Annotated in this window: 22 protein-coding genes; 9 read left to right on the forward strand and 13 right to left on the reverse strand. The window is 71.2% G+C overall.

Features of this window, described 5'->3' with window-relative positions:
- Positions 1-12: 12 nt before the first annotated feature.
- Genes IL992_RS10655 through IL992_RS10675 form a run of 5 tightly spaced genes read right to left on the reverse strand, consistent with a single transcriptional unit; the run spans position 13 to position 5,073 of the window.
- Entirely contained in the window at positions 13-975 is a 963-nt protein-coding gene (locus IL992_RS10655) for an ADP-ribosylglycohydrolase family protein (protein ID WP_193203167.1), read from the reverse strand.
- Positions 972-2,279, reverse strand: a complete 1,308-nt coding sequence (locus IL992_RS10660; protein ID WP_193203168.1) for an ABC transporter substrate-binding protein — start codon at positions 2,277-2,279, stop codon at positions 972-974. The genes IL992_RS10655 and IL992_RS10660 overlap by 4 nt, the downstream gene beginning before the upstream one ends.
- A 31-nt stretch (positions 2,280-2,310) precedes the next feature.
- Positions 2,311-3,129, reverse strand: coding sequence for a carbohydrate ABC transporter permease (locus IL992_RS10665; protein WP_193203169.1), 819 nt, complete (start codon positions 3,127-3,129; stop codon positions 2,311-2,313).
- Between the two features lies 1 nt (position 3,130).
- Entirely contained in the window at positions 3,131-4,036 is a 906-nt protein-coding gene (locus IL992_RS10670; RefSeq protein ID WP_193203170.1) for a carbohydrate ABC transporter permease, read from the reverse strand.
- Positions 4,033-5,073 carry a LacI family DNA-binding transcriptional regulator gene (locus tag IL992_RS10675; RefSeq protein ID WP_193203171.1) on the reverse strand — a complete coding sequence of 347 codons (1,041 nt, stop codon included), beginning with the start codon at positions 5,071-5,073 and terminating at the stop codon, positions 4,033-4,035. The genes IL992_RS10670 and IL992_RS10675 overlap by 4 nt, the downstream gene beginning before the upstream one ends.
- 213 nt (positions 5,074-5,286) lie before the next feature.
- Between IL992_RS10675 and IL992_RS10680 the strand changes: the two genes are divergently transcribed.
- On the forward strand, positions 5,287-6,162 hold the full coding sequence (locus IL992_RS10680; protein WP_193203172.1) for a sirohydrochlorin chelatase: 876 nt from the start codon (positions 5,287-5,289) through the stop codon (positions 6,160-6,162).
- A 15-nt stretch (positions 6,163-6,177) separates the two neighbouring features.
- Here the strand turns inward: IL992_RS10680 and IL992_RS10685 are convergent, their stop codons facing one another.
- The 4 genes from IL992_RS10685 to IL992_RS10700 all read right to left on the reverse strand — a co-directional run bounded on the left by IL992_RS10685 (position 6,178) and on the right by IL992_RS10700 (position 8,678).
- Positions 6,178-6,768: a GNAT family N-acetyltransferase gene (locus tag IL992_RS10685; protein WP_319018470.1), complete on the reverse strand. Its 591-nt coding sequence runs from the start codon at positions 6,766-6,768 to the stop codon at positions 6,178-6,180.
- A 255-nt stretch (positions 6,769-7,023) separates the two neighbouring features.
- Positions 7,024-7,386, reverse strand: coding sequence for a DUF2203 domain-containing protein (locus IL992_RS10690; protein ID WP_193203174.1), 363 nt, complete (start codon positions 7,384-7,386; stop codon positions 7,024-7,026).
- 34 nt (positions 7,387-7,420) lie between these two features.
- Positions 7,421-7,792, reverse strand: coding sequence for a VOC family protein (locus IL992_RS10695; RefSeq protein ID WP_193203175.1), 372 nt, complete (start codon positions 7,790-7,792; stop codon positions 7,421-7,423).
- 10 nt (positions 7,793-7,802) lie between these two features.
- Entirely contained in the window at positions 7,803-8,678 is an 876-nt protein-coding gene (locus IL992_RS10700; protein WP_193203176.1) for a helix-turn-helix transcriptional regulator, read from the reverse strand.
- A 114-nt stretch (positions 8,679-8,792) separates the two neighbouring features.
- Between IL992_RS10700 and IL992_RS10705 the strand changes: the two genes are divergently transcribed.
- Positions 8,793-10,190, forward strand: a complete 1,398-nt coding sequence (locus IL992_RS10705) for an MFS transporter (RefSeq protein ID WP_193203177.1) — start codon at positions 8,793-8,795, stop codon at positions 10,188-10,190.
- A gap of 15 nt (positions 10,191-10,205) precedes the next feature.
- On the opposite strand, the gene gdhA is transcribed toward IL992_RS10705, so the two are convergent.
- Together gdhA and IL992_RS10715 are read right to left on the reverse strand one after the other, a co-directional pair.
- On the reverse strand, positions 10,206-11,549 hold the full coding sequence (gene gdhA, locus IL992_RS10710; protein ID WP_193203178.1) for an NADP-specific glutamate dehydrogenase: 1,344 nt from the start codon (positions 11,547-11,549) through the stop codon (positions 10,206-10,208).
- A gap of 71 nt (positions 11,550-11,620) precedes the next feature.
- Positions 11,621-12,553: a GNAT family N-acetyltransferase gene (locus tag IL992_RS10715; RefSeq protein WP_319018471.1), complete on the reverse strand. Its 933-nt coding sequence runs from the start codon at positions 12,551-12,553 to the stop codon at positions 11,621-11,623.
- Between the two features lie 236 nt (positions 12,554-12,789).
- On the opposite strand from IL992_RS10715, the gene IL992_RS10720 reads away from it, so the two are divergent.
- The 4 genes from IL992_RS10720 (at position 12,790) to IL992_RS10735 (ending at position 17,953) form a co-directional block, all read left to right on the forward strand.
- A complete protein-coding gene (locus IL992_RS10720; protein WP_193203180.1) occupies positions 12,790-13,311 on the forward strand; it encodes a SigE family RNA polymerase sigma factor in 522 nt (173 codons plus the stop codon).
- Positions 13,308-14,285, forward strand: coding sequence for a hypothetical protein (locus IL992_RS10725; protein ID WP_193203181.1), 978 nt, complete (start codon positions 13,308-13,310; stop codon positions 14,283-14,285). The genes IL992_RS10720 and IL992_RS10725 overlap by 4 nt, the downstream gene beginning before the upstream one ends.
- Positions 14,286-14,455: 170 nt before the next feature.
- Positions 14,456-16,276, forward strand: a complete 1,821-nt coding sequence (locus tag IL992_RS10730; RefSeq protein WP_193203182.1) for a PQQ-dependent sugar dehydrogenase — start codon at positions 14,456-14,458, stop codon at positions 16,274-16,276.
- 189 nt (positions 16,277-16,465) lie between these two features.
- Positions 16,466-17,953, forward strand: a complete 1,488-nt coding sequence (locus tag IL992_RS10735; RefSeq protein WP_193203183.1) for a PQQ-dependent sugar dehydrogenase — start codon at positions 16,466-16,468, stop codon at positions 17,951-17,953.
- 13 nt (positions 17,954-17,966) lie between these two features.
- Here the strand turns inward: IL992_RS10735 and IL992_RS10740 are convergent, their stop codons facing one another.
- The gene (locus IL992_RS10740) at positions 17,967-18,740 is read right to left on the reverse strand and encodes a thioesterase family protein (RefSeq protein ID WP_193203184.1); all 774 of its coding nucleotides are present in this window, start codon (positions 18,738-18,740) and stop codon (positions 17,967-17,969) included.
- A gap of 354 nt (positions 18,741-19,094) precedes the next feature.
- Here IL992_RS10740 and IL992_RS10745 point away from each other — a divergent pair, with 354 nt between their 5' ends.
- The 3 genes from IL992_RS10745 (at position 19,095) to IL992_RS10755 (ending at position 22,300) form a co-directional block, all read left to right on the forward strand.
- Entirely contained in the window at positions 19,095-20,174 is a 1,080-nt protein-coding gene (locus tag IL992_RS10745; protein ID WP_193203185.1) for a TolB family protein, read from the forward strand.
- Between the two features lie 182 nt (positions 20,175-20,356).
- Positions 20,357-21,244, forward strand: coding sequence for an MBL fold metallo-hydrolase (locus IL992_RS10750; RefSeq protein ID WP_193203186.1), 888 nt, complete (start codon positions 20,357-20,359; stop codon positions 21,242-21,244).
- An 81-nt stretch (positions 21,245-21,325) separates the two neighbouring features.
- Positions 21,326-22,300: an aldo/keto reductase gene (locus IL992_RS10755; protein ID WP_193203187.1), complete on the forward strand. Its 975-nt coding sequence runs from the start codon at positions 21,326-21,328 to the stop codon at positions 22,298-22,300.
- A 65-nt stretch (positions 22,301-22,365) separates the two neighbouring features.
- On the opposite strand, the gene IL992_RS10760 is transcribed toward IL992_RS10755, so the two are convergent.
- The gene (locus IL992_RS10760; protein ID WP_193203188.1) at positions 22,366-23,664 is read right to left on the reverse strand and encodes a TIGR04013 family B12-binding domain/radical SAM domain-containing protein; all 1,299 of its coding nucleotides are present in this window, start codon (positions 23,662-23,664) and stop codon (positions 22,366-22,368) included.
- Between the last annotated feature and the right edge of the window lie 412 nt (positions 23,665-24,076).

The raw sequence follows: 24,076 nt of genomic DNA on the forward strand, positions 1-24,076 counted from the left end.
GGGCATCTGGTCCTACAGTCCTCTCACGATCTCGTCGGCGACGTCGCGAACGTCCCGCCCGGCGACCACGGGCAGGCACCGGCCCGCCACCGGGCCGATGCGCTCTGCCCAGCGCGCGGGCACCGCCGCCTCGCCCCGGCCCGCCCCCGCGAGAGCCCCGGCGACGGCGGCGGTGGTGTCGGCGTCCCTGCCGAGATTGGCCGCCGTGACGATCGACGCCTCGACCTCCCCGCCGCCCGCCGCGTAGGCGGCGAACGCGAGGGCGACCGCCTCGGGCGCCAGGTCCGTCCACGGGTAGTGCTTGACCACGACCGTGTCGTGCAGCGCACGCCCCAACAGGGGGCGGGGCGTGCGGGCGGCGACGTCGAGCGCGGCGCGCAGGCTGCGGGCCGTCCAGGAGTCCTCCGGAACCGCCCGCAGGGCCGCCTCGGTCACCTCTCCTGGCGGGGCGCCGGTCATCGCGACCGCGACCGCCGCGGCCACCGCCCGGCCGCCGAGTATCCCCTCGCCGGTGTGGCTCACCCGCCCGTCGGTCTCCGCCAGCCGCGCCGCCTCGTCCGGGTCGCCCGCCGCGAAGATCCCGTACGGCGCGGCCCGCATGGCCAGGCCGTCGGACCAGCCGTGGGCGTGCCACCGGCCGGTCAGCGGCGGCTCCAGGCCGCGGCGCAGGGCCTCGACGGTGCCGAGCTCGGAGAACCCGGCGCCGCGCATCGGCCCGTCGAGCCGCGCCACGATCTCCTCGCGCCAGGCCCGCGCCACGTCCTCGGAGGTGAGCGCGTGGCCGTGGCGCAGGAGCACGGTGGCGGCGAAGATCGTGTACTCGGTGTCGTCGGTGCCGCCACGCTCGATCTCGGTGAGCACGCCCCACCGGGCGGCGATCTCCTCCGGGGCGAGGTTCTCCGCGGGGGCGCCCAGGGCGTCGCCGGCGGCGAGGCCGAGCAGGCAGCCCCGGGCGCGGTCGCGGACGGAGATCACCGGGAGTACCGCTCCAGCACCTTGTTCCCCTCCTCGACGAGCCGCTTGGCCAGCTCGTCCAGGCTGATCTTGTCGGCGAAGTACTCCTGCATCGCCGGCGTGGCCACCTTGCTCTTCCACTCGTCGAACCCGTTCACCTTGAGGAACGGCGCGACGACGAGGTCCTTGGCCGAGGCGGTGGCGACGTCCCAGCCGTTCTCCTTCGTGGTGAGCGCGGGGTCCTTCGCGGCGGTCGTGCTGGTGGGCAGCAGCCAGTCGCCCTTGGCCAGCTTCGCCTGGTTCGGGCCGTTCAGGAAGTAGGCGATGAACTGCAGCGCCTCGTCGGGGTGCTTGCTGTCGGCCGCGACCGACAGCGTCTGGGAGACCGCGCCCTGCTGGGAGGTGACGCCCTTCAGCGGCGGCAGTGTGACCCACTCGAACCCGCTCGGCGCCTGCTCCGCGACCTGCTGGCGCAGGTACACCCCGGCCGGGACGATCGCGTACTTGCCGGCGAAGAAGCCCGGCAGCGGGTCGGCGGTGCCCATGCCGAGCGCGGACGGGTCGGCCGACTTGTCGGTGTAGAGCTGGTCGTGGATGCGCTGGAGCACCTCGCGCTCCTGCGGCCCGACCTTCACCGTCGTCTTGCCGTTCTGCGTGTCGAAGAAGGTGCCGCCGAAGTTGAGCGCCAGGTTCAGCACCTTGTTGACCGGCGACTTCATCGGCCAGGCCACGCCGTACGCGCCCTTCTTGGTGAGCTTCTTCGCCACGTCGGCGAACTCGTCCCACGTCCACGGGGAGTCCGGGGTGGGCACGCGCACGCCGGCGCCGTCGAGCAGCTTCTTGTTGGCGATGAGCACCTGCGACTCCTGCAGGAACGGCACGCCGTACACGCCCTGGCCGCTCTTGCCGTCGGAGAAGGTGACCGTGTCCCACGCGGCCTGCGGGATGTCGCTCTTCAGCTCGGCGGGGACCTTGCCGGTGAGGTCGAGCAGGAAGCCCCGCGAGGCGAAGCTCGACAGCGCCGGGGAGTCGTCGTGGATGACGTCCGGCGGGTCGCCCGCCTCGAACGACGTCACGAGCTGGTCGTTGACGTTGTCCCAGCTCCCCTGGACGTACTCGACCTGGATCTTCGGGTTGGCCTTGTTCCAGTCGGCGACGATCTGCTTGTTGGCCTCGATCGACTCCTTCTGCCAGGCCAGGCTGAGGAAGCGCAGCTTCACCGGCTCCCCGGACGCGGCGTCGCCGCCACCGCCGTCGCCGCCGCTCCCGCATCCGGCGGCGAGCGCGACCGCCGCCACAGCCAGCGCGGCACTCAATCTCTTCATTGAGACCTCCTTACAAAGGTCACCGTGCGGGTCAGCCCTTGACGGCCCCGGCCATCAGGCCGGACCGCAGGCGCCGCTGGATGATGGCGAAGAAGACAAGACTCGGCACGGTCGCGAGCAGCGACGCCGCCGCCAGCGGGCCGAGCCGGGCGACCCCCTCCGGGCCGACGAAGCGCACCAGCGTCAGCGGAAGGGTCTCCACCTCGGGATCCTTGAGGATCACGAGGGCGAACATGAACTCGTTCCAGGACGAGATGAAGCTGAACAGCAGTGTCGCGACCACACCGGGCGCGAGCAGCGGGGCGACGACGGCGGCCAGTGCGCGCAGCCGCCCCGCGCCGTCCACGGCCGCCGCCTCCTCCAGCTCACGCGGCACCGCCCGCACGTATCCGCGCAGCATCCACAGCGCGAACGGCATGACGAACGTGACGTGCACGACCGTGAGCCCGGCGAGGGTGTTCACCAGCTCCAGCCGCCGCAGCACCATGAACAGCGGAATGATGATCAGGACGACCGGGAAGACCTGACTGACCAGCACCCAGCCGATCGCGATCTTTCCGGCCACGCCGCGGAAGCGGGCCAGCGCGTACGCCGCGGGCAGCGCGAGCGCCACCGCGATCAGGGCGGTGGCGACCGCGACGACGAGGCTGCGCAGACCGGCGCCGACCAGGTCCTGCTCCGCGAAGGCGTCGGCGAAGTTGGCCAGCGTGGGCCGGCGCGGGATCCACGTGGGGTCGAGGGCGGCCATCTCCTGTGGCGTCTTCAGCGCCGTGGACAGCAGCCACAGCAACGGGAACGCCAGGAACACGACGTATCCCAGCAGGGCGAGGTACTTCAGCGCGCGGGTCATGTCAGTCTCCCTCCCGCGCCTGCCGCCACAGGTACAGGCCCAGCACGGCCAGCACGACGATCGTGATCGCCACGCCGAGTGTCGCCGCGTAGCCGAAGAAGCCGTAGCGGAACGCCTCCTCGTAGGCGAACAGCATGGGCAGCCTCGTCCGCCCGCCCGGCCCGCCCTGGGTGAGCACGTAGACCAGGCTGAACTGGTTGATGTTCCACACGAAGTCGAGCGAGGTGATGGCCACGATCACGGGCCGCAACTGCGGCAGCGTGACGTTCCAGAACCGCCGCCAGGGGCCCGCGCCGTCCACGCTGACCGCCTCGTACAGCTCCTTCGGCACGTTCTGCAGGCCGGCGAGCAGCACGACCGTGGTCTGCGGCATGCCGGTCCAGACGCCCACGACGATGACCGCGGGCAGCGCGAGGGAGAAGTCGTGCAGCCAGTCGACGTGCGAGCCGAACAGGCCGTTGAGCAGGCCCGCGTCCGGGTGATACACCAGCCGCCACATCAGGCCGACCACCACGGGCGGCATGGCCCACGGCACGACCGCCAGCACCCGGGCGACACCGCGCAGGCGCAGGTCCTGGTTCAGCAGCAGCGCGAGCCCCAGTGAGGCGAGGAACTGCAGCACGGTCACCGACAGGCCCCAGATCATCCCGATCCGGAACGACTCCCAGAAGTCGCCGTCCGACAGCAGTTCGGCGAAGTTCTCCAGGCCCACGAACGAGGTCTCGGTGTTGCGGCCGGACCGCGCGTCGGTGAAGGCCAGCAGGATGCCGTAGATCAGCGGGCCCACGCTGAAGACCAGCACCGGCACGAGCGCGGGGAGCAGCAGCGCGAACCCGCCCCCGGACCGCGGCCCGCGCCGCGACCCGCCTCCGGCGCGGCCGTACGGCCGCTCGGCGAGCACGGTCATCGGCCACCTCCCGGGGTGTCCGGAAGAGTGGTCGAGCCGCGGATGGTGAGGCTTGGCCGCACGACCGCCACCCGCGGCTCGCGCGGGCCGTTCTGCAGCCGGTCGAGCAGCAGCCCGGCGGCCGCCCTGCCGCGCTCGGCCGAGCCGAGCGAGACGCTGGTCAGCGTCGGCCAGGTCACCGAGGCGAGGTCGGTGTCGTCCATGCCGACCACCGCCACGTCGCCGGGGACGTCCCTGCCCTGCTCGCGCAGCACGTCGAGCGCGCCGAGCGCGATGAGGTCGTTGGCGCACATCAGCGCGTCCACCCCGGGCACGCGCGACAGCAGTGCCCGCGCGGCGCGCGCGCCGCTGTCGCGGTAGAAGTCGCCCACCTCGACGAGGTCCTCGTCGTACGGCAGGCCCAGCGCCTCCAGGGCCTCCCGGTACGCGGCGGCGCGGGCGGCGCCGGGAACGGTGTCGAGCGGGCCGTTGAGGAAGCCGATGCGCCGCCTGCCGATGGTGTGCAGGTGGTCGAGCGCGAGCCGGACACCGGTCCTGGAGTCCGTCCGCACGTTGTCCACCAGCACGCCCTCCGGCATGTCTTCGGGCAGCGAGCCGATGACGACGACGGGGGCGCGCGCGGCGACGATGGCCTCGATGTGCTCCTCGGTGACGCCACGCAGGGGGCTGATGATGAGGCCGTCCACGTAACGCTCGCGCAGTCCGCGCAGCACGCCGAGCTCGTCCTCGGCGTCGCCGTCCGTGGAGTGGATCAGGAGCCGGTAGCCGGCCTCCTTCAGCACCGGCTGGATCTCGCGCACCATCGCCACGTAGACCGGGTTGCCGATGTCGGCCATCGCGAAGGCGATCTGGTCGGTGCGGCGGTTGCGGAGCGAGCGGGCGACCGAGTTGGGGACGTAGCCGAGCTCGTCGGCCGCGCGCATGACGCGCCGCACGGTGTCCTCACGTGTCGGCAGCCCGTTGAGCACCCGTGACACCGAGGCGATCGACACACCGGCGCGTTGCGCGATCGTGGTGATCGTGGGACCCTCGGTCAACGGCACCTCACTTGGAAGAGAGTGTCCTGTAATCGTTTACCAGCCGGTAACGCACAGCGGTCTGTAAACGTTTACGGCCGGATGAGTCCATATCAAACCGGGTCCCTTGGGGAGCGTCAAGTAACGAACACGTAAACCGCCTAGATCACCAAGCCGCAACAAGCCGCGCGTTGGTTCTGCTCTTCGACCAGATTCGCCCTAGAATCCGCCGATGTGAACGAAGGTCACGAGGACCCGCCGAAGCTCCCTACCAGAGAGCGCTCTCCTCGGCCCGGGACCGGCCGCCACCGACGGCCGCTCCCCGCCGACCTGCCGCCCGACGCGCCCGCCCTGGTCCTGGCGGTGCCGGGCAAGGCCGGAGACCCGGTGGGCACGAGCGGGGACGTGGCCATGGAGGTCGCCTCCATCGTCAAGCTCGACAACCCGCAGATCGACCTTCGCATCGTCTCGCTGGCCGACGGCGGCGCCGACCTCACCAAGGAGTTCGCCTCCATCGCCGCGCAGCGGCCCGCGAACGGGCCGGCCGCTGTGGTCGTCCCGCTCGTCACCGGGCCCCATCCGCGCGTGCTGCGCGCCGTACGGGACGCCGTCACGCAGAGCGAGGCCGCGGTGCGGATCACCGAGCCGCTCGGCCCGCATCCGCTGCTGGCCGAGGCCCTGCACGTACGCCTGGCCGAGGCGGGCCTGGCCCGCGCCGACCGGATGCGCCTGTTCAACGTCTCGTCGCCGGTCGACGGGATCATCGTCGCGACCGCCGGAGGCGACGAGGCCGCCCGCGGCGCCGACGCGACGGCCGTCCTGCTGGCCGCCCGCCTGACGCTCCCCGTCGTCCCCGCCGCGCTGGACGGCCAGCCGAGCGTGCGCGACGCCGCCGAGCGCCTGCGCAACATCGGAGCCAACCGGCTTGCCATGGTGCCGTACGTCATCGGCCCCGAGGCCGACCGCGAGCGGATCACGACGGCGGCCGAGTCGATCGGCGCCGGGTGCGCCGATCCCCTCGGCGCGCACGAATCGGTGGCCCGCATGGTGTGCGTGCGGTACGGCGCCGCCTTCGGCGGCTTCGACGGCTTCGACGACCTGTCGGAGTGAAAGCGGTGCCGGCGGTCAGCGCCGCACGAGGACGCTGACCTGGGCGCCGGTCTCCCGGAACCCGAGGGCCCTGGCGACTCGTCGCGACGGCTCCGCGCGCGCTCTCCACTGCGGCAGCAGCCCGTCGGCGAGCGCGTCGGCCACCGCCGCCGAGGCCACCACGCGAGCCAGGCCACGACCGCGGCACCGCGCCGCCGTCAGGACGGACAGCTGCGCCGCCGTGTTCAGCCACGGGCGATACCCGGCGGCGGCGACCACGTCCCGGCCGTCGCGGACCACGCAGACCGCCGAGGTGATCTCCTCCACGCCGCTCTCCTCGGCGTCCTGCCCGGCCACCGAGGTCACCAGGCCGCCGACGTCCGGATGGCCCGCCTGCAGACGTTCGACCCGGGCGCCGGTCTGGGCGGGGGCGAAGTCGGGGGCGTCGAGGTACGCGAGCGTCGCCGGGCCCAGCACCTCTCGGACGCGAAGCCGGGCGGGAAGCCGGGTGGGGAGCAGGGCGGGGAGCTCGGAAAGGTCCATACGGCCGGCGAGCACAGCGTCGCGCAACGGGTCGGCCAGGTCGGCGTCGGGCACGGTGACCAGGACGGCGCCGTCCAGCGTCACGACGCCTGTCCATCCCGGCGGGCAGATCCATGACTCGGGCGAGACCACCACGGTCACATCCCCGGGCTCAGGAAACGTGACAGGGACACGGGCCAGCCCCGCCCACAGCCGACGGGCCCGATCCAGCGAGTTCCGCGACACCCGCCTATGATCCCCGCCGCACCCATCGCGGCGAAAGCGCGATCGGCGCGACCGAGGTCGGCGCAGCGGCGGCGGTAGCCGCCACGACAAGCAGGCACGGCGGTAGCCGCGAAGTCAGGGCAGAGGGCGGCGGCCGGGGAAGCCGAGGTCGCTGCGGTGATACCAGCCGAGGGCGGTCTCCCCCTCCAGCCAGCACAGCCGTACGGACACCTCGCCGAGCACGGCGGGGAAGTCGACGAGCAGCGGGGCGACGCCCTTGATCTCGATGTCCTCGGCGTCGAACCAGCCCAGCAGCTCGTCCATCCGCGCCTCCAGCCCCTTGGCCTCCGGCAGGCCGCCGAGAGGTGAGGCGCCCGCGTGCCGCAGGTCGTGGGTGAGCTCGGCCAGGTCGGCGCGTACGGCGACGAACGCGCGGGCGTGCTCAAGCACCACCGGCATCAGCGACCTGGCCTCGTCGACCGTGAAGATCCTCGCCACTCTCCGGACGCTACCGCATCGGCCCGCGCGAGGCTCACAGGCGGCGGCGCAGCAGGCAGAACTCGTTGCCCTCAGGGTCGGCGAGCACGTGCCAGTCCTCCTCGCCGGTCTGGCCCACGTCGGCCGGCACGGCGCCGAGCTTCAGCAGGCGCTCCAGCTCGGCCTCCTGGTCGCGGTCGGTCGGGTTGACGTCGATGTGCAGGCGCAGCTTGCCCCGCTTGGGCTCGGGCACCGGCTCGAAGATGAGCGTCGGCTGGAGACCGCCGAAGCCGATGCCCGGCGGGCCGATCTCCACCCAGCCGTCCTTGCGCTCGATCACCTCGAAACCCAGCACCTCGCACCAGAAGGCGGCGAGCCGCTCGGGATCGTGGCAGTCGACGACGAGTTCACTGATACGACAGGCCATGACTGCGGCTTTACCCGTTGACGGGCTCCCCATGCAGCGGACAGTGGGCGACCTCCGGATGGATCGTCAGCCATTCGAGCCGCCGCCTGCTCTCGTCGTCCATCGGCGTGTAGACCACGATGCGGGTCTCCGGGGGCGCCGCCAGCGCCATGCTGGTGGACGTCAGGCGGATCAGGCCCACCGACGAGTGCTTGAACAGCTTCATCCGGACGCCCGGCCTGGCCACGTCGTGCGTCGCCCACATGCGGGCGAAGTCCGGGCTGGCCGCCGACAACCGGGTGACGAAGCCCGTCCACGCCGGCTCGCCCACGTGCCTGCCGAAGGCCGCCCGCAGCGTGGCGACCATCTGCGGGAGCTCCTCCTCTTTGTTGACGAGCGGGCAGCAGCATTCCGGCATCGTGAACACCCGCCACAGGACGTTGCGCTCGAGTCGCGGCCGGCCGACCACGGACGCGAAGATCGTGCCGTACGCGGCGTTCCAGGCCAGCAGGTCGTAGCGCGCGTTGTAGACGCACGCGGGCAGCGGGTCGAGCTGGCGCAAAATGGTGTGCACCTCGGCGTCGAGGCCGTCCCCGTCTCCTGCCGGATCGGCGATCTCCGGCAGGTCCGCCAGCCGGTAGAGGTGCTCCCGTTCGGCCGCGTCCAGCCGCAGCGTACGGGCGATGGCGTCGAGCACCTGCACCGACGCGTTGATGGGGCGGCCCTGCTCCAGCCAGGTGTACCAGGTCACGCCCACGCCCGCGAGCTGGGCGACCTCCTCCCGACGCAGGCCAGGCGTACGGCGGCGCAGGCCGGGCGGCAGGCCGACGTCCTCGGGCCGGATCCGCTCGCGCCTGCTGCGCAGGAAGGCCGCGAGCTCCTCACGCCTGGTGTGCCTGGTCCTCATCCCCGTCGTCACCTCCCCATCGTGCCGAGTGCGCGACCGCGTTGCCAGGTGGTGTCAGTACCAGTATCGACAGGCTCTCGTTACCGGTATCGCGGCGGCCGCATCGTTGCCGCCATGACCACTGTCACCACCCGCGCGCCGGCCGCGCGGCGAACCTCGTCGGCTCTGCTGCTCACCGTCATCCTGGCGGGGCAGTTCATGGCCACCCTCGACGCCACCATCGTCAACGTCGCCGCGCCCACGATGCGCACCGACCTCGGGGCCACCGGCTCCGGGCTGCAACTCGTCATCTCCGGCTACACCGTGGCGTACGCGATGCTGCTGATCACCGGGGCACGCCTCGGGGGGCTGCTCGGCTATCGGCGGCTGTTCCTCACCGGGCTCGCGGTGTTCACGGCCGCGTCGCTGATGTGCGGGCTCGCCCCGTCGACCGGCGTGCTGATCGCCTTCCGGCTGGTGCAGGGCGCGGGAGCCGCCCTGATGGTGCCCCAGGTGCTCAGCCTCATCCAGGTCACCTTCGACGGCGCCTCACGGGGGCGGGCGCTCGGCGTCTACGCCACGGTCATCTCGGTCGGCGCGGTCGTCGGGCAGGTCCTCGGCGGGCTGCTGGTGACCGCCGATTTGTTCGGCACGGCCTGGCGGCCGGTCTTCCTGGTCAACGTACCGATCGGGCTCGCGCTGCTGGCCGTCGGCGCCCGGACGCTGCCCGCCGTGCACGTGCGGCGTGAGCAGCGGCTCGACGTGCCCGGCCTGGTCACCCTGTCGCTCGCCGTCTGCCTGCTGGTCGTGCCGCTCGTGCTCGGCCACGAGGAGGACTGGCCGCTGTGGGGGTGGGTCGCGATGGGCCTGTCGGTTCTCGCGTTCTGCGCGTTCCTGCTCGTGGAGCGACGGGCGGCGCATCCGCTCGTCCCCGGCCGCCTGCTGCGCGCCCCCGGTGTGGCCGCCGCCGCGTCCGGCATCTTCCTCGTCATGGCGGCGTACGGCGGCTGGATGTTCGCCATGGCCCTCCACCTGCAGGGCGGCCTCGGCGACAGCGCCCTGCGGGCGGGCTGCCTGTTCATCCCCGCGGCCGCCGCGTTCGGGCTGACCAGCCTCAACTGGAAGCGGCTGCCGGCCCGCCTGCACCGGCCGGTGATCGTCGCGTCCGCCGTCGTCACCGCCGCGGGCGAGCTGGCCCTGGCGGCGGCGCTGGCCGGCGGCGGCCACGGCGAGCCGTTGCTGGAGATCAGCTTCGTGGCCATCGGGGCCGGCATGGCGGGCACGTTCAGCCCGCTCATGGCGGTGGCGCTGGCCCGGGTCGCGCCCGCCGACGCGGCCGATGCCAGCGGCCTGCTGGCGATGATGCTCCAGCTCGGCCAGGTCGTCGGCGTGGCCGTCTTCGGCACGCTGTTCCTCAGCCTCGCTCCGTCCGCGCACGCCGCCACGGTGACGTCGCTGTGGCTGGCCGCGGTGTCGCTGGCCGCGGGCGGGTGCGCGCTGCCCCTCCTGCGCACCCACCGGGTCCGCCGATGAGCCCTTGGTGAGCGCTCAGATGAGGCCGAGGGCGAGCATCGCGTCCGCCACCCTCCTGAAGCCGTCGATGTTGGCGCCGGCCACGTAGTCACCCGGCATGCCGTACGCGTCGGCCGTCTCCAGGCAGCGGGCGTGGATGTCGCTCATGATCTCCTGCAGCCGCCGCTCGGAGAACTCGAACGTCCACGAGTCGCGGCTGGCGTTCTGCTGCATCTCCAGGGCGCTGGTGGCCACGCCGCCCGCGTTGGCGGCCTTGCCGGGGCCGAAGGCCACCCCGGCTTCCTGGAACACCCGGATGCCCTCGGGCATGGTCGGCATGTTGGCGCCCTCGCCGACCGCGATGCACCCGCCCCGCACCAGCGCCTCGGCGTCCTTGCCGGTGATCTCGTTCTGCGTGGCCGACGGCAGCGCCACCTCGCAGGGCACCTCCCACACGCTGCGCCCGGGGACGTACGTCGCCTCGGCGCCCCGGCGCTCGGCGTAGTCGCTGAGGCGGCGCCGCTCGACCTCCTTGACCTGCTTGAGGAGGTCGAGGTCGATGCCCTTCTCGTCCACCACGTAGCCGGAGGAGTCGGAGCAGGCCACGACGACGCCGCCCAGCTCGCGCACCTTCTCTATGGCGTAGACGGCGACGTTGCCCGCGCCCGAGACGACCACGCGCTTGCCGTCGAACGACGTGCCCCGGGCCTTGAGCATCTCCTCGACGAAGAACGCGCAGCCGTAGCCGGTGGCCTCGGTGCGGACCTGGGCGCCGCCGTAGGTCAGCCCCTTGCCGGTGATGACGCCGGACTCGTACCGGTTGGTGATGCGCTTGTACTGGCCGAACAGGTAGCCGATCTCCCGTCCCCCGACCCCGATGTCCCCCGCCGGCACGTCGGTGTACTCACCCAGGTGCCGGTAGAGCTCGGTCATGAAGCTCTGGCAGAAGCGCATGATCTCCCGGTCGGAGCGGCCCTTCGGGTCGAAGTCCGCGCCGCCCTTGCCCGCGCCTATCGGCAGGCCGGTCAGGCTGTTCTTGAAGATCTGCTCGACCGCCAGGAACTTGATGATGCCGAGGTAGACGGAAGGGTGGAAGCGCAGCCCGCCCTTGTACGGCCCGAGCGCGCTGTTGAACTCGACCCGGAAGCCGCGGTTGATGTGCACCTCGCCCCGGTCGTCCTCCCAGGGCACCCGGAAGATGATCTGCCGTTCCGGCTCGAAGATCCGCTCGATGATCTTCTGCTCCGCGTACTCGGGGTGCTTGCCGAACACCGGGCCGATGCTCTCCAGCACCTCGCGTACGGCCTGGTGAAACTCGATCTCACCCGGATTGCGGCGCAGGACGTTGTCATAGACCGCCTCGAGCCTCTCGTGCAGCATCAACCACTCCCTTGATGTCTGATTCCTCCGCATTTCACAGTAGAGGTATCCAGGCTGTGAGCAACCACATCTCAGCGCGTGGGACGCACGAGGGCCCGCCAGACGTCGATGACGAGCACCGCGCGCATGCCGACCGACCGGTAGAGGCCGAGGGCGGGAGTGGTGTTGTTGCTGTCCACGTGCAGGATCGTGCCCACCCGCCCGCGCCGCTCGTCGGCCTCGAAGGCCCGCGTGAGCAGCAGCCGGCCGAGACCGCGCGCGCGGAAGGCGGGCCGCACCGCCAGCGTGCGGACGTAGCCGCAGTTCTCGTCGGGCACGAAGTGGTTGGTGCCGAGCAGCATGGCCGCGGGCTCGCCGTGGACGCGGGCCAGCAGCAGCTGCGTCCAGTCGTTCGCGCTGGACGCCTCCATCTCGTCGGCCCACTCGTCGAACGTCTTCGGCACGAACCCGAAGTGCTCGGCGAACGCCTCCTGCTGGACGGCGTGCGCCGCGCGCAGCACCTCCTCGCTCTCGCGGGAGCCGGTCTCGACCGTGACACCGGCGAGGAAGAGGGGCCGTACGCCGGCGTGGTCGGCCCGCATTCGGTGGAAGCTGGTCGCGGGCGCGAAACCACGATCCTTGGCGGCCTCGCGCATCGCCGTGTCCTGCTCGTAGAGGCTGACGTCGACGACCGCGTGGTCGTGCCCTGCCTCGCGGGCAAGGTCGCCGGCCCGGCCGAGCACCAGGTCCCACAGCAGGGCGGCCGCGCCTGGCTCCCGCGCCTGCACGTCGACGTCCACGTTGTCGCTCGTGCCCTTGCGCCTGGCATAGCCCCAGCCGATGAGCCGCCCGCCCGAGCGGACCACCCAGCTGTCGTGCTCCAGGTCCAGCTCCCCGAGGGTGTCGGCGATGTCGTCGAGCGTCCAGTCGGGCTTGCCGGTGACTTCGATGTCGTGCTCGGCGACCAGTTCGTGGATGGTCGCCGCGTCGGCGAGCGTCGGCCGCCGGATGTCGTAGTCGTTCACGCCACCGTTTGTACGCATCACGACTTGTGGGCGGCTTGGCGGAGAATTGGCGGCACCTCACCGCTGCTCCAAGAAGCCGGTCGGCCGGCACGCCTTCGGCGAGCCGTACGAGAGGGACGGGGTGAATCCCCGTGGCGCCCACGAGAGCGATCTCGGCCCGCCGTGCAACCTCCGCGGCATCGCACGCATCAGAGAGGCGAGTACGCCCGCGGGTACGGAAAGGGGGGCGGACGCACGTGGGGGGAAGTCCGGCGCGCGACGCCGAGTTCACCGAGTACGTGACGGCGAAGGCGCTGTGGCTGCGCAAAGTCGCCTACCTGTTGTGCGGCGACTGGCACGCCGCCGACGACCTCGTACAGGCCACCGTGACGAAGCTGTACACCAACTGGCATCGCGCCGGTCGGGCGGACAACGTCGACGGCTACGCCCGTACGACACTCGTCAACACCTTCCTGGCCGAGCGGCGGGCGCCGTGGGCGCGTCTGACCGTGCTGCGCGACGCCCAGGACGACGTAGCGGACCACCAGGGCGACCTCGACGCGGCGCTCGACCTGCGGGCGGCCCTGGCCGCTTTGCCCCCACGCCAGCGGGCGGCCGTCGTCCTGCGGTATTTCTGCGACCTCAGCGTCGAGGAGGCCGCCCGGACGCTGGGCTGCTCGACCGGCACCGTGAAGAGCCAGACGGCACGCGGCATCGACGCGCTGCGCCGTCTCCTCCGAACCCGTCCCGTCGCTTCCCCAGAGGAGTATCGAGCATGACCGGCGACATCGCGGACCTGGCCGCCGAACTCAAGGCGCTGGCGCAGGCACCCGCGCCCCCGATGACCCTGGACCTCGCCCGTGCACGTGAAACAGGACGCAGGCGGCGGCGCCGTCGCCGAGCCTGGACGATCGGCGGCGCCGGCGCCGCCGCCCTGGCGGCCGGTCTGACGGCCATGCCGCTCGTCAGGCCGGCGCCGGAGCCGGCTACGGCGGTGACGCTGTCCGCCGGATCCGCCCCGCTGATCGCGCACGCCTCGTTCGGCTGGTTGCCCGAGCCGATCGCCGGAGTCGGCTACCAGGCGGGACCACACGGAGATCAGATCTTGGCCCGGGGAAGGGGCGACTCCGGCGCGCGGATCATCCTCAGCCTCTACTCGGGTGACCGGGAGCCGGAGCCGGGAAGGTTCGCCGACGGCGCCGAAGGGGTCGCCGTGCCCGCCCGGGTCCACGGCCGCCCCGCCTACTGGCTCACCCATGACACCTCCGACCCGCTCAACGGAGGCGACACCTACCTGCGCTGGCAGACCGCCGGCGGCCGGTGGGCCGAGTTGCATGCCTACTACCTGAACGTCGCCGATCCGCAGGAGGTCCTGTTGCGCGTCGCGGCCGGCGTGACCGTCGGGGACCGCGCCGTGCCGCTGCCGCTACGCATCGGCGGCCTGCCTACCGGCTTCCGCGTACAGGAAGTGCAGCTGTGGCGGCCGCCGTTGCGCGGCACCGGCGCGTGGGATCTCCAGTTGTTCCTCTCGGCGAACGGCCTCCCCGTCACCGTCAGCGTCAGCCCGGCAGGAGGCTCCCCGCAGCCTCCGCAGAGCACCTGCACGAGCGCCACCGGCCTCGACCTGTGTGTGCAGGTCGACGGCCCGGTGCCCGCGTCGCTGCGCGCGATCGGCGGTCCGCGGGGGCTGCTCGACCGAATCACTTTGCTCGGCACCGACGAACGCGACTGGACGACCCAGGTGATCGGCTGACGCGCAGCCCGCCCGAGCGCCCGCTCGTGAAAGTTTCCTCAACCGGACCCCGGCGGCGGACGTACGCGCAGGCCGACGGAGAGGCGTCCGCCGGTTGATTGCCTCGGCCGCCACGGACGCTTTCGATGGTTGACGAGCCGGTTGCCCCCGTCCCGTCCCGGGAGCGTGTGATGCCCAAGCGCCTCATCGTGACACTCGCGGCCATTCTCAGCGCGGTGACCCCCGCCGCGGCGCTCGTCCTGACCCGACCGGCCGCCGCGGGCGCGGCCACCGGCGGGTTCGACTTCACCCGGGCGCAGGTCGTCGCCACAGGGCTGCGGGTGCCCTGGGGGATGGCCTTCCTCCCCGACGGCAGCGCCCTCGTCTCCGAACGCGACACCGCGACCATCACGCAGGTGCGTCCCGGCTATTCACCCGTACAGGTCGCCTCGGTCCCGAACGTGTATCCCGCCGGTGAGGGCGGCCTGCTCGGCATCGCGCTCTCCCCCACGTTCGTACAGGACCAGTTGGTCTACGCGTACATCAGCTCCGCCTACGACAACCGGGTGGTCCGGTTCCGGATCAACGCCCCGCAGACCCAGCAGGTGATCCTCCCCGGCATCCCCCGCGGCCAGCTCCGCAACGGCGGGCGCATCGCGTTCGGCCCCGACGGCATGCTGTATGTGGCCACGGGCGACGCCGGGAACCCCTCGAACGCCCAGAGCAACAGCCTGGCCGGCAAGATCCTGCGCATCACGCGCGACGGCGCGATCCCCACGGGCAACCCGTTCCCCGGCTCGCCGGTCTACAGCTACGGTCACAGCAATGTCCAGGGGCTCGCCTGGGACGAGGCCGGGCGCCTGTACGCCACGGAGTTCGGCCAGAACGCCACAGACGAGATCAACTACATCCAGCCGGGTCGCAACTACGGCTGGCCGGCCTGCGAGGGCGTGTGCGGCAACACGAACTTCGCGAACCCCCTGGTGACCTGGAGCGCGAGCGAGGCGTCGCCGAGCGGCCTGGCGTACGCCAACGGCACGCTCTTCGCCGCGGCCCTCGCAGGTAAGCGGCTGTGGACGGTGCCGGTCAGCGGCGGCTACAGGACGGGCACTCCGGTGGCCGAGCTCCAAGGAAGGATCGGTCGGCTGCGCACCGTGGCCGTCGGCCCGGACGGCTGGCTCTGGGTGGCGACGAGCAACCGCGACGGCAGGGGGACTCCGGGCTCCGGCGACGATCTGATCATCCGGATCCCGCCCGCCGGCTACCCGTGGCCGCCATCCAGCTCGTCGCCCTCACCGTCGGCCGGCTCGTCGGCCTCACCGTCGGCCGGTCCCTCGCTCTCGCCGTCGCCCAGTCCCTCGCCGTGCCCCTCCCCTTCGATCAGCCCTTCACCCTCGCCGTCACCCAGCCCCTCACCGTCCCCCAGCGCCTCACCTACGCTCAGCGCTTCACCCTCGCCGTCACCCAGCCCCTCACCGTCCCCCAGTCCCTCGCCGTCTCCCAGCGCGTCGCCGTGCCCCTCACCGCCCAGCCCCTCGCCCACGCCGCCGGCCAGTCCCTCGCCGTGCCCCTCCCCTTCGCTCGGCGCTTCAGCGTCACCCAGCTCTTCGCCATCACCGAGCCCCTCGCCGTGCCCCTCGCCGTCCCCCAGCCCGTCGCCGTCGGCCAGCCCTTCGCCCACACCGTCGCCCAGCCCGTCAGGTACACGATCGTGCGAGGCGACGATCCGGCTCAGCCTCACGTGGACGGCGGCCTCCCGTGGCGAGCTGACGGTGCGGAACACGGGAACCCTGCCCATCTCCTCGTGGACCGTCACCTTCAAGGTCCCCAACGGGCTGAGCTACGTGCAGATGTGGGACGGGCACTACGCCCAGCCGGGAGCCACGGTGACCGCCAACAACCAGTCCTGGAACGGCGTGCTGCCACCGGGCGCGTCGGTGACGCTGGAATTCGCGGTCGGCTGGTCCGGTGGCACCGTCGAGGTGCCGGTGGTCACCTGCACGGCCACCTGACGCCTGTCCGTCGTGCCCGCGCCCGGCCTGCATCGATGAAATTTTCCCGGCCCTGTACGCCGTCCCGGTCAGTGGGGCAGACCCGACGCGCTGATTGCCCGGGTGATTGCACGGGTGATTGCACGGGGCGCGGCGCACGCCTTCGATCGTTCATGAGCTGGAACCCGACGTCTCGACCTGGAGCCTCTGATGCCCAAGCGTCTCGCCGTGGCACTCGCAACCACCCTCAGCACCGTGACCGCCGCCGCGCTGGTCGTGACCCAACCGCCATCCGCGACCGCGGCGACCGGTGGGTTCGACTTCACGCGTGCGCAGGTCGCCACCACCGGTCTGCAGGCCCCCTGGAGCATCGCCTTCCTTCCCGACGGCAGCGCCATCGTCTCCGAACGCGACACCGCGACCATCGCGCAGGTGCGTCCCGGATCCGCGCCGACGAGGGTGGCCACCGTCCCGAACGTGTCACCGCAGGGTGAGGGCGGCCTGCTCGGCATCGCGATCTCCCCCACCTACGCCCAGGACCAGTGGGTCTACGCGTACTTCAGCTCGGCATCCGACAACCGGGTGGTCCGATTCCGGCTCAGCGCCCCGCAGACTCAGCAGGTGATCCTCTCCGGCATTCCTCGCGCCCAGTTCCACAACGGCGGGCGCATCGCGTTCGGCCCCGACGGGATGCTGTACGTGACCACGGGCGATGCCGGGACCTCCGCGAACGCCCAGGACCTGAACAGCCCCGGCGGCAAGATCCTGCGGATGCGGCCTGACGGCACGGTTCCCCCGGACAACCCGTTCTCCGGCTCGCGCGTCTACAGCTACGGCCACCGCAACGTCCAGGGGCTCGCCTGGGACGAGGGCGGACGCCTGTACGCCACGGAGTTCGGCCAGAACACCTGGGACGAGATCAACTACATCCAGCCGGGTCGCAACTACGGCTGGCCGACCTGCGAGGGCATGTGCGGCGACTCCCGCTTCACCAATCCCATCCAGACCTGGAGCACCTCCGAGGCCTCGCCGAGCGGTGTCGCGTACGCCAACGGCACGCTCTTCGCCGCGGCCCTCGCCGGTAGGCGGCTGTGGACGGTGCCGGTCAGCGCCGGCAGCAGGACGGGCACTCCGGTGGCCGAGTTCCAGGGGACGTACGGACGGCTGCGGGCCGCGACCGTCGGCCCGGACGGCTGGCTCTGGGTGATGACGAACAACCGCGACGGCAGGGGGACCCCGGCCGCCGACGACGACCGCGTCATCCGCGTCCCGCCCGCGGGCGGGACATCGCCCAGCCCCTCAGCGTCGCCGAGCGTTTCGCCCTCCGCCAGCCCCTCGTTCTCCCCCAGCCCCTCGCCCTCCGCCAGCGCGTCGCCGCCGGCCGGGCCACGCGCATGCTCCGCGGCCTACCGGATCGCCAACCAGTGGCCGGGCGGTTTCCAGGGCGAGCTGACGGTGCGGAACTCGGGAACGGCAGCCATCTCCTCCTGGACCGTCACCTTCGCCTTCCCCAACGGCCAGAGCATCACTCAGCTGTGGGGCGGCCGGCACACCCAGTCGGGATCCACGGTGACCGTCACCAACGAGTCCTGGAACGGCGCGCTGGCACCAAACGCGTCGACGACGGCGGGCTTCACCGGCAGCTGGTCCGGCGGCGCAAACGGCACGCCGTCGCCCGTCACCTGCACGGCGGCCTGACGCCCTACTCGAGTCAGCGTGGCCCGACGAACAGGGCCTGCGTGGCCGCGCCGACCTCGCCGGACTGGTCGAACAGCGTCGTGCGGGTGAGCCCCCGTCCCCTGGGACCGATCGTCGTGGCCGCGTCCAGGCAGATCCACTCCCCCTCCGGGGCACGGAACAGCGAGATCGTGAGATCCACGTTGGCGAACAGGTAGGCGTCGAAGTCCAGGACGCCGCTGATGCCGTTGCCGCTGTCGGCGAACATCGCGAGCCGTTCCAGCGGCGTGATCTCCTCGCCCTCCACCAGCGGCACCCGCGCCCTGCCCCACGCGACGGCCGGCCCGGTCTCGTCCGGGGAGCCCTTGACGAACCGCCAGTCCGTGGCCCTGCCGTACCCGAATCCCCGCGCGATCCAGGAGTCCGCGTCGCCCGGGGCGGGTGGCGGGACCGGCGCGGGCGGTGGCACGGCCTCGCTCGCCGGGCTTTCGGCCTCCCTGATGCGCCACGCGGTCGCCCTGACCAGCTCACGCCCGCCGGAGACGACGGAGGCGCCGAGACACTGCACGCGCCTGCCGTCCCTGATCATCTCGGTGTGGACCTCCACCTCCGCGACCGGAACGGGGGCGAACACGTCCACCGCCAGCCGCGCCAGAGGAAGGCCGGGGAAACGGCTGGGAACGCGGGCGAGCTCGTGCACCAGCAGCGCGGTGACCGGTCCCATGTGCTGATGCCGTGGATCCCACGGACCCTGTGTGTGCTCCGTCGCCTGGTATCGGCCCTGGCCGAGGGGGACGTACATCGCCATGGAACAAGATTCTAGAGGCGGCCCCGCGCCGTACATCGCCAGCGGATGCGAAACGCCCGAGCAGTCACCCACGATCAGCGGCACTCGCCACCCGGCACACGGCCGTCGGCGCCGAACACCCGAAAGCCGATGAGTCTGCCCTCGTTCACACGTGCGAAGCATCCGTTCGGAAATCTGTGAAAACGCTGGATCTGCGCCAACAAGGCTCCGGTGGTCCTGGCCTGCGAAGACGCTCGGATTGACCGGCACCCGAATGGTGCCGGCCCGCGGACAGCCTCCGAGGACGATTTTCACGCCCGTCAACCGCGAACTTGTCCGCTCGCTTGTCCGTCGGACGAACGAGGAGGATTGAATATGAACCTCAAGTCCGTCGCGACTTTCGCTGTCGCGGCCACAGTGACCGCCATGCTCGGCACGCAGCCGGCAAGCTCGCACACACAAGGAACACCGAGGTCAAGCGCACCCAGGGCGAGTGCCCAATCCATCACGTCCGGACCATGGGTCAAGCTTGCGGGCACGTCCGCCAAACTCAACGACGTGCCGGGGGGCCCGGTCCGTCTGGCCTCGTATTCCCTCATTTTCGATGCAGGCCAAGGCCACTACGGCTACCTGCGCGAGGGTGACAGATTCGTCAGGACCCCCTACCGGGAGGCGCTGGTAGCGCCCGGGGAAAGGTGGGTGGCCGGAATCCCGGACAGCCGGCTCTGGCTGGCAGTGAAGCGGATCGACCTGATCGATCGCACGAGCGGCCGGAAGTACACGATTCCCATGCCCGCACCTGTGACCTCTCCCGAATGGTCTCCGGACGGCAGCACCCTCCTGCTCACCGCTTACAAGCCCCGCCGCGATGGCAGCCTCACGATAATCGGCTTCATCACCCTGACGGTGACCGACCGCACTCCGCGCCTGGTTGAGACGGGACCGCGTCACCGCGTGGCCGACTGGGACATCGGGCGTAGCTTCCGCTTCTACTTCACTGGCGGTGCGGATGGGGTGCTCGCCATGCACGACGAAAGGGACGTTGCGCCGCGCAAGCGCCGCATCGCCGTCTACGACCTGGACGGGAAACGGCGCAGGGTCTATACCGGCGTCGGCGATCTCGACGAATGGCACACGGTGACGCCCTTCTCACCCTCGGGGCGACTGTTCGCCACGTTCGTACGCGAAGGCGAAAACGGCCACCAGATCGGCATCGTCGAGGCGTCGACCGGGAAAGTCGTTCACCGGATCGGCAAGGACATCCACGCCTTCGCCGGCTGGTACGACGAAAAGCACGTGATCGTGCAGCGGAAGCGCGCCGAGACCCAGGTGGTCTACCAGCGAGCCGATCTCTCCGGCACCGTTGACCTCGAACTGATCAGAGAGAAGCTGATCGCCGGCCCCGCAGAATACAAACCGCATCTTGATCGGGTCAACTTCGTGCACCGCGACTGAAGAGGCGCTTTCGCCCGCAGACGGCAGACAGAGCACTATTTTCGAAATTGTCAACCGCATACGAAAGAGGCATCCGAGAGCGACCTCCTCCACAAAAGTCAACAGCATACTTTGATTTGTTCTTTCGCAGAGCCTGTGATACTCAATTCGTCGCCGAATTTCACCCGCGGAGGGACCATGTCATGAACGAGCACTCGGCCGGCGCCGTTTGGCACGTCGATCACCGCTGCACCAACTGCGACGTCGCCCGGCAACTCGCACCGGAACTGGTCGCCGAGGTCGACGGCCGCTCCTCTGTCGTTCGCCAGCCGCGCACCGACGCGGAGGAAAGGGCGCTGTACGCCGCGGCTTTCGCGTGTCACACCCGGTCGATCCGGCGCGGCGCGCGCGGTCCGGACCCGGCGTTCGATCCCTTCCCTCTGCGTCTTTCCGAGCACGTGCACCTGTGCGGGCACAACTCGCGGCACACCGCCGGCGCGAACTCCTATCTGCTGCGCCGGCCTGCCGGAAACCTCATGATGATCGACACGCCGCGCTGGAGTTCCGGCCTGGCCGCCAAATACGCCGCTCTCGGCCCGATCACCGACGTGCTGCTCACCCATCGCGACCACGCCGCGCATGGCCGCGAATACGCCGACCGGTTCGGCGCCCGTCTGTGGATCCACGAAGGAGACCTGGCCGCAGCGCCGGACGCCGACCGCGTTCTCCGGGGCACCGAGCCGATCGAGATCGCCGGCGGCGTGACAGCGCATCCGCTGCCCGGGCACACCGAGGGCAGCGTGCTGTATCTCGCCGACCAGACCTACTGCTTCAGCGGTGACAGTTTCTACTGGTCCCGCACCACCGGCGACATCGCCGTCGCCGACTCGGTCACCTGGTACTCCATCACGGAACTGGCCGTGTCACTGGCCCGTACGGCGCCGCGGGTGCGCTTCGAATGGCTGCTGCCCGGCCACGGCGACCGCAAGCGGCTGCCTGCCGACGAGTTCGCCCGACGGCTGCACGACCTGGCCGGCCGTACCGGGCGACTCTCACCCCGGCCGATCGACTTCACCGCGCTGCGCTGGTGACTCACGGCGACAGTCCTCCGGGCAGCCGCCGGCGGACACCCGTCCCACCCGGCGAAACGATGGGGGAAATAGGGTGCCTGCATGGAATACCGACGACTTGGCACCACAGGCATGAAGGTCAGCAGGGTCTGCCTCGGCATGATGAGCTACGGCGAACCGGCCAAGTGGGGCGGCTGGGTCCTGGACGAGGAGCAGGCCGAGCCCATCGTGCGCAAGGCGGCCGAGGGCGGCGTGACCTTCTTCGACACCGCCGACGTCTACTCGGGAGGCGTCAGCGAGGAGGTCACCGGGCGGCTGCTGCGCAAGATCTTCCCCCGGCGCGACGACTACGTGCTCGCCACCAAGGTCTACTTCCCGATGGGCGAGGGCCGCAACGACTACGGCCTGTCCCGCAAGCACGTCATGTCGGCGATCGACGCCTCACTCGCCCGCCTCGGCACCGACTACGTCGACCTGTACCAGATCCACCGGTGGGACGACGAGACGCCGATCGAGGAGACCATGGAGGCGCTCGACGACATCGTCCGGGCCGGCAAGGCCCGCTACATCGGCGCCTCCAGCATGTGGGCCTGGCAGTTCGCCAAGGCCCAGCACGCCGCGGACAGGCACGGCTGGACCCGGTTCGTCTCGATGCAGAACCACTACAACCTGCTGCACCGTGAGGAGGAGCGGGAGATGATCCCGCAGTGCCTCGACCAGGGAGTGGGGCTCATCCCGTGGAGCCCGCTCGCGCGCGGCCTGCTCGCCCGCGCGGGCAAGCCGGCCGACACCGTACGGCAGGTCGGCGACGGCGCCAGGCAGGAGCAGCTGTACGGCGGGCCCGCCGACGAGGCGATCCTGGAGCGGGTGGCGCGCACCGCCGAGGAGCGGGGCGTCTCCCCCGCGACCCTCTCCCTCGCGTGGCTGCTCAGCCGCCCGGCCGTGACCGCTCCGATCGTCGGCGCGACCAAGGAGCACCACGTGGACGACGCCCTCGCCGCGGTCGAGCTGAAGCTCACCGATGAGGAGATCGCCTTCCTGGAGGAGCCGTACCAGGCCCGGCCGCAGCAGTTCTGATCGCGAGGCCCCGCGTTCGCCGGGCCCGGGAAGGGCTCGGCGGGCGGGGTCTCAGGGCGGGGACGTCAGCTGTCGGTGGTGCGGCGGCGCCGGGCACGGCGCGGGTAGGCCTTGGCCGTCTCGGCCAGCCGCGTCGCGTGCTCGGCCTGCTTGCGCCAGTGCCCGTAGGCGTCGCCGCGCTGCGCGAGCCGGTCCAGCTCACGCATCGTGGCGAGCGGGATGAACGCGGGTTCCGCGTCCCGCCACGGCGTGCCGGGAAGTGGCATGAACGTGTGGGTGTGGATGCGCGCCCCGAGATCGGCGAGGTCCGCGGCGAGCCGCAGGGACGCGTCCTGGTCCTCGGGTGATTCGCCGGGCAGCCCGAAGATGAAGTCGACGTTCGGGCGGAAGCCGTGCTCCACGGCTATCCGCACGGCGTCGCGCACCGGTTCGCTGCCGTGGCCGCGACCGGCCGCCGCCAGCACGCGGTCGGAGCCCGACTGCGCGCCGATGATGATGTTGTCGTTCGCCACGTAACGTTTGAGCAGCCGCATCGCCTCCGGCGTCACGTGCTCCGGGCGGATCTCGGACGGGAAGCTGCCGAAGAACACCCTCCCGTTCGCGGGCAGTTCCGCTTTCACGCCCGCGAGCAGTTCCTCCACGGCGTCCAGCGCCGGCTCCGGCCCCTGGGTGCCGTACGAGAGGGAGGTGGGGGTGATGAAGCGGACGTCGCGCAGGCCGTGGGCGGCCATCCGGCGGACGTGCTCGCGCACGCTGTCCACACTGCGATGCCGGAACCTGCCGCCGAACATGAAGGGCGTCTGGCAGAAGCGGCACGTGTAGGCGCACCCCCGCGTGATCTCGATGGGCCCGAAGTGACGGCGCCGGTCGGGGAAGGACGGAAAGGCGTCGAGCGGCAGCTGCGGGGCCGGTGGCGTGCGCAGCGCCGTGCCGTCGCCGTCGCGCACCGCCAGCCCGGGCACGCTGGTGAGCGGCCGGTCCGCGCGCAGCGCCTCGACCAGGGCGACGATCGTCGGCTCCCCCTCACCGATGGCGGCGAGGTCCCAGCCGGCGTCGATGACCTGCTGCGGCTCGGCGGTGGCGTGCACCCCGCCGGCGATGTGCAGAACGCGAGGGTCGTCGGCGAGGGCCCGTACGGTGGCCAGCTCGGCGGCCATCGCCTCGGCGTCCGGCGAGTAGAACGACCAGAGGACCAGGACACGGTCCGCGGGGCTGGCCGCGATGTGCTCCGCGGTCTCCTCGGGTGTGGTCCCGAGCCGCAGATCGCACTCGGCCTTCGCGGTCTCCAGCGCGCCGAGCAGCGCGTTCACGCCGTACGTCACGGCCTTGCGATAGCGGACCACCACGGACACTTCCAGGCTCACCCTGGCAGGGTAGTGCCACCGCCCTCCTCCCCGGCACCGCCCGATCGATCATCGAGGTGCTCGCACATCGGCCGAGCGTCGTCCCGAGCCGGCGGCTCGGATTCGGCTGCCGGCCCCTGGAACACCATGCTGTTAGCGCTCACAATTCGTCTCCCGATCGGCTCTCCTCTCCATCGGGGTGGGTGGAGGTGGTGTGGGGCGGAGCCAATACGAGGCAGACAGCCGCTGTCAATGGCCCGGTTACCTTGTCGCGTCGCCGCTCGGGGTCTGAGCATGGTCCAACTGGGCGTTATCGCGATGGCCCGAAAACCGGCGAGAGCACTGTCCTGAAACTTTCATCTCCCCTCTCCCGCTCGATCTCTGGATCGCCGAAAGTTTCGGGTCCGCAGATGCCGACTACTTAACCGATTTT

It is taken from the genome of Microbispora sitophila, assembly GCF_014892245.1.
Lineage (GTDB): Bacteria > Actinomycetota > Actinomycetes > Streptosporangiales > Streptosporangiaceae > Microbispora > Microbispora siamensis.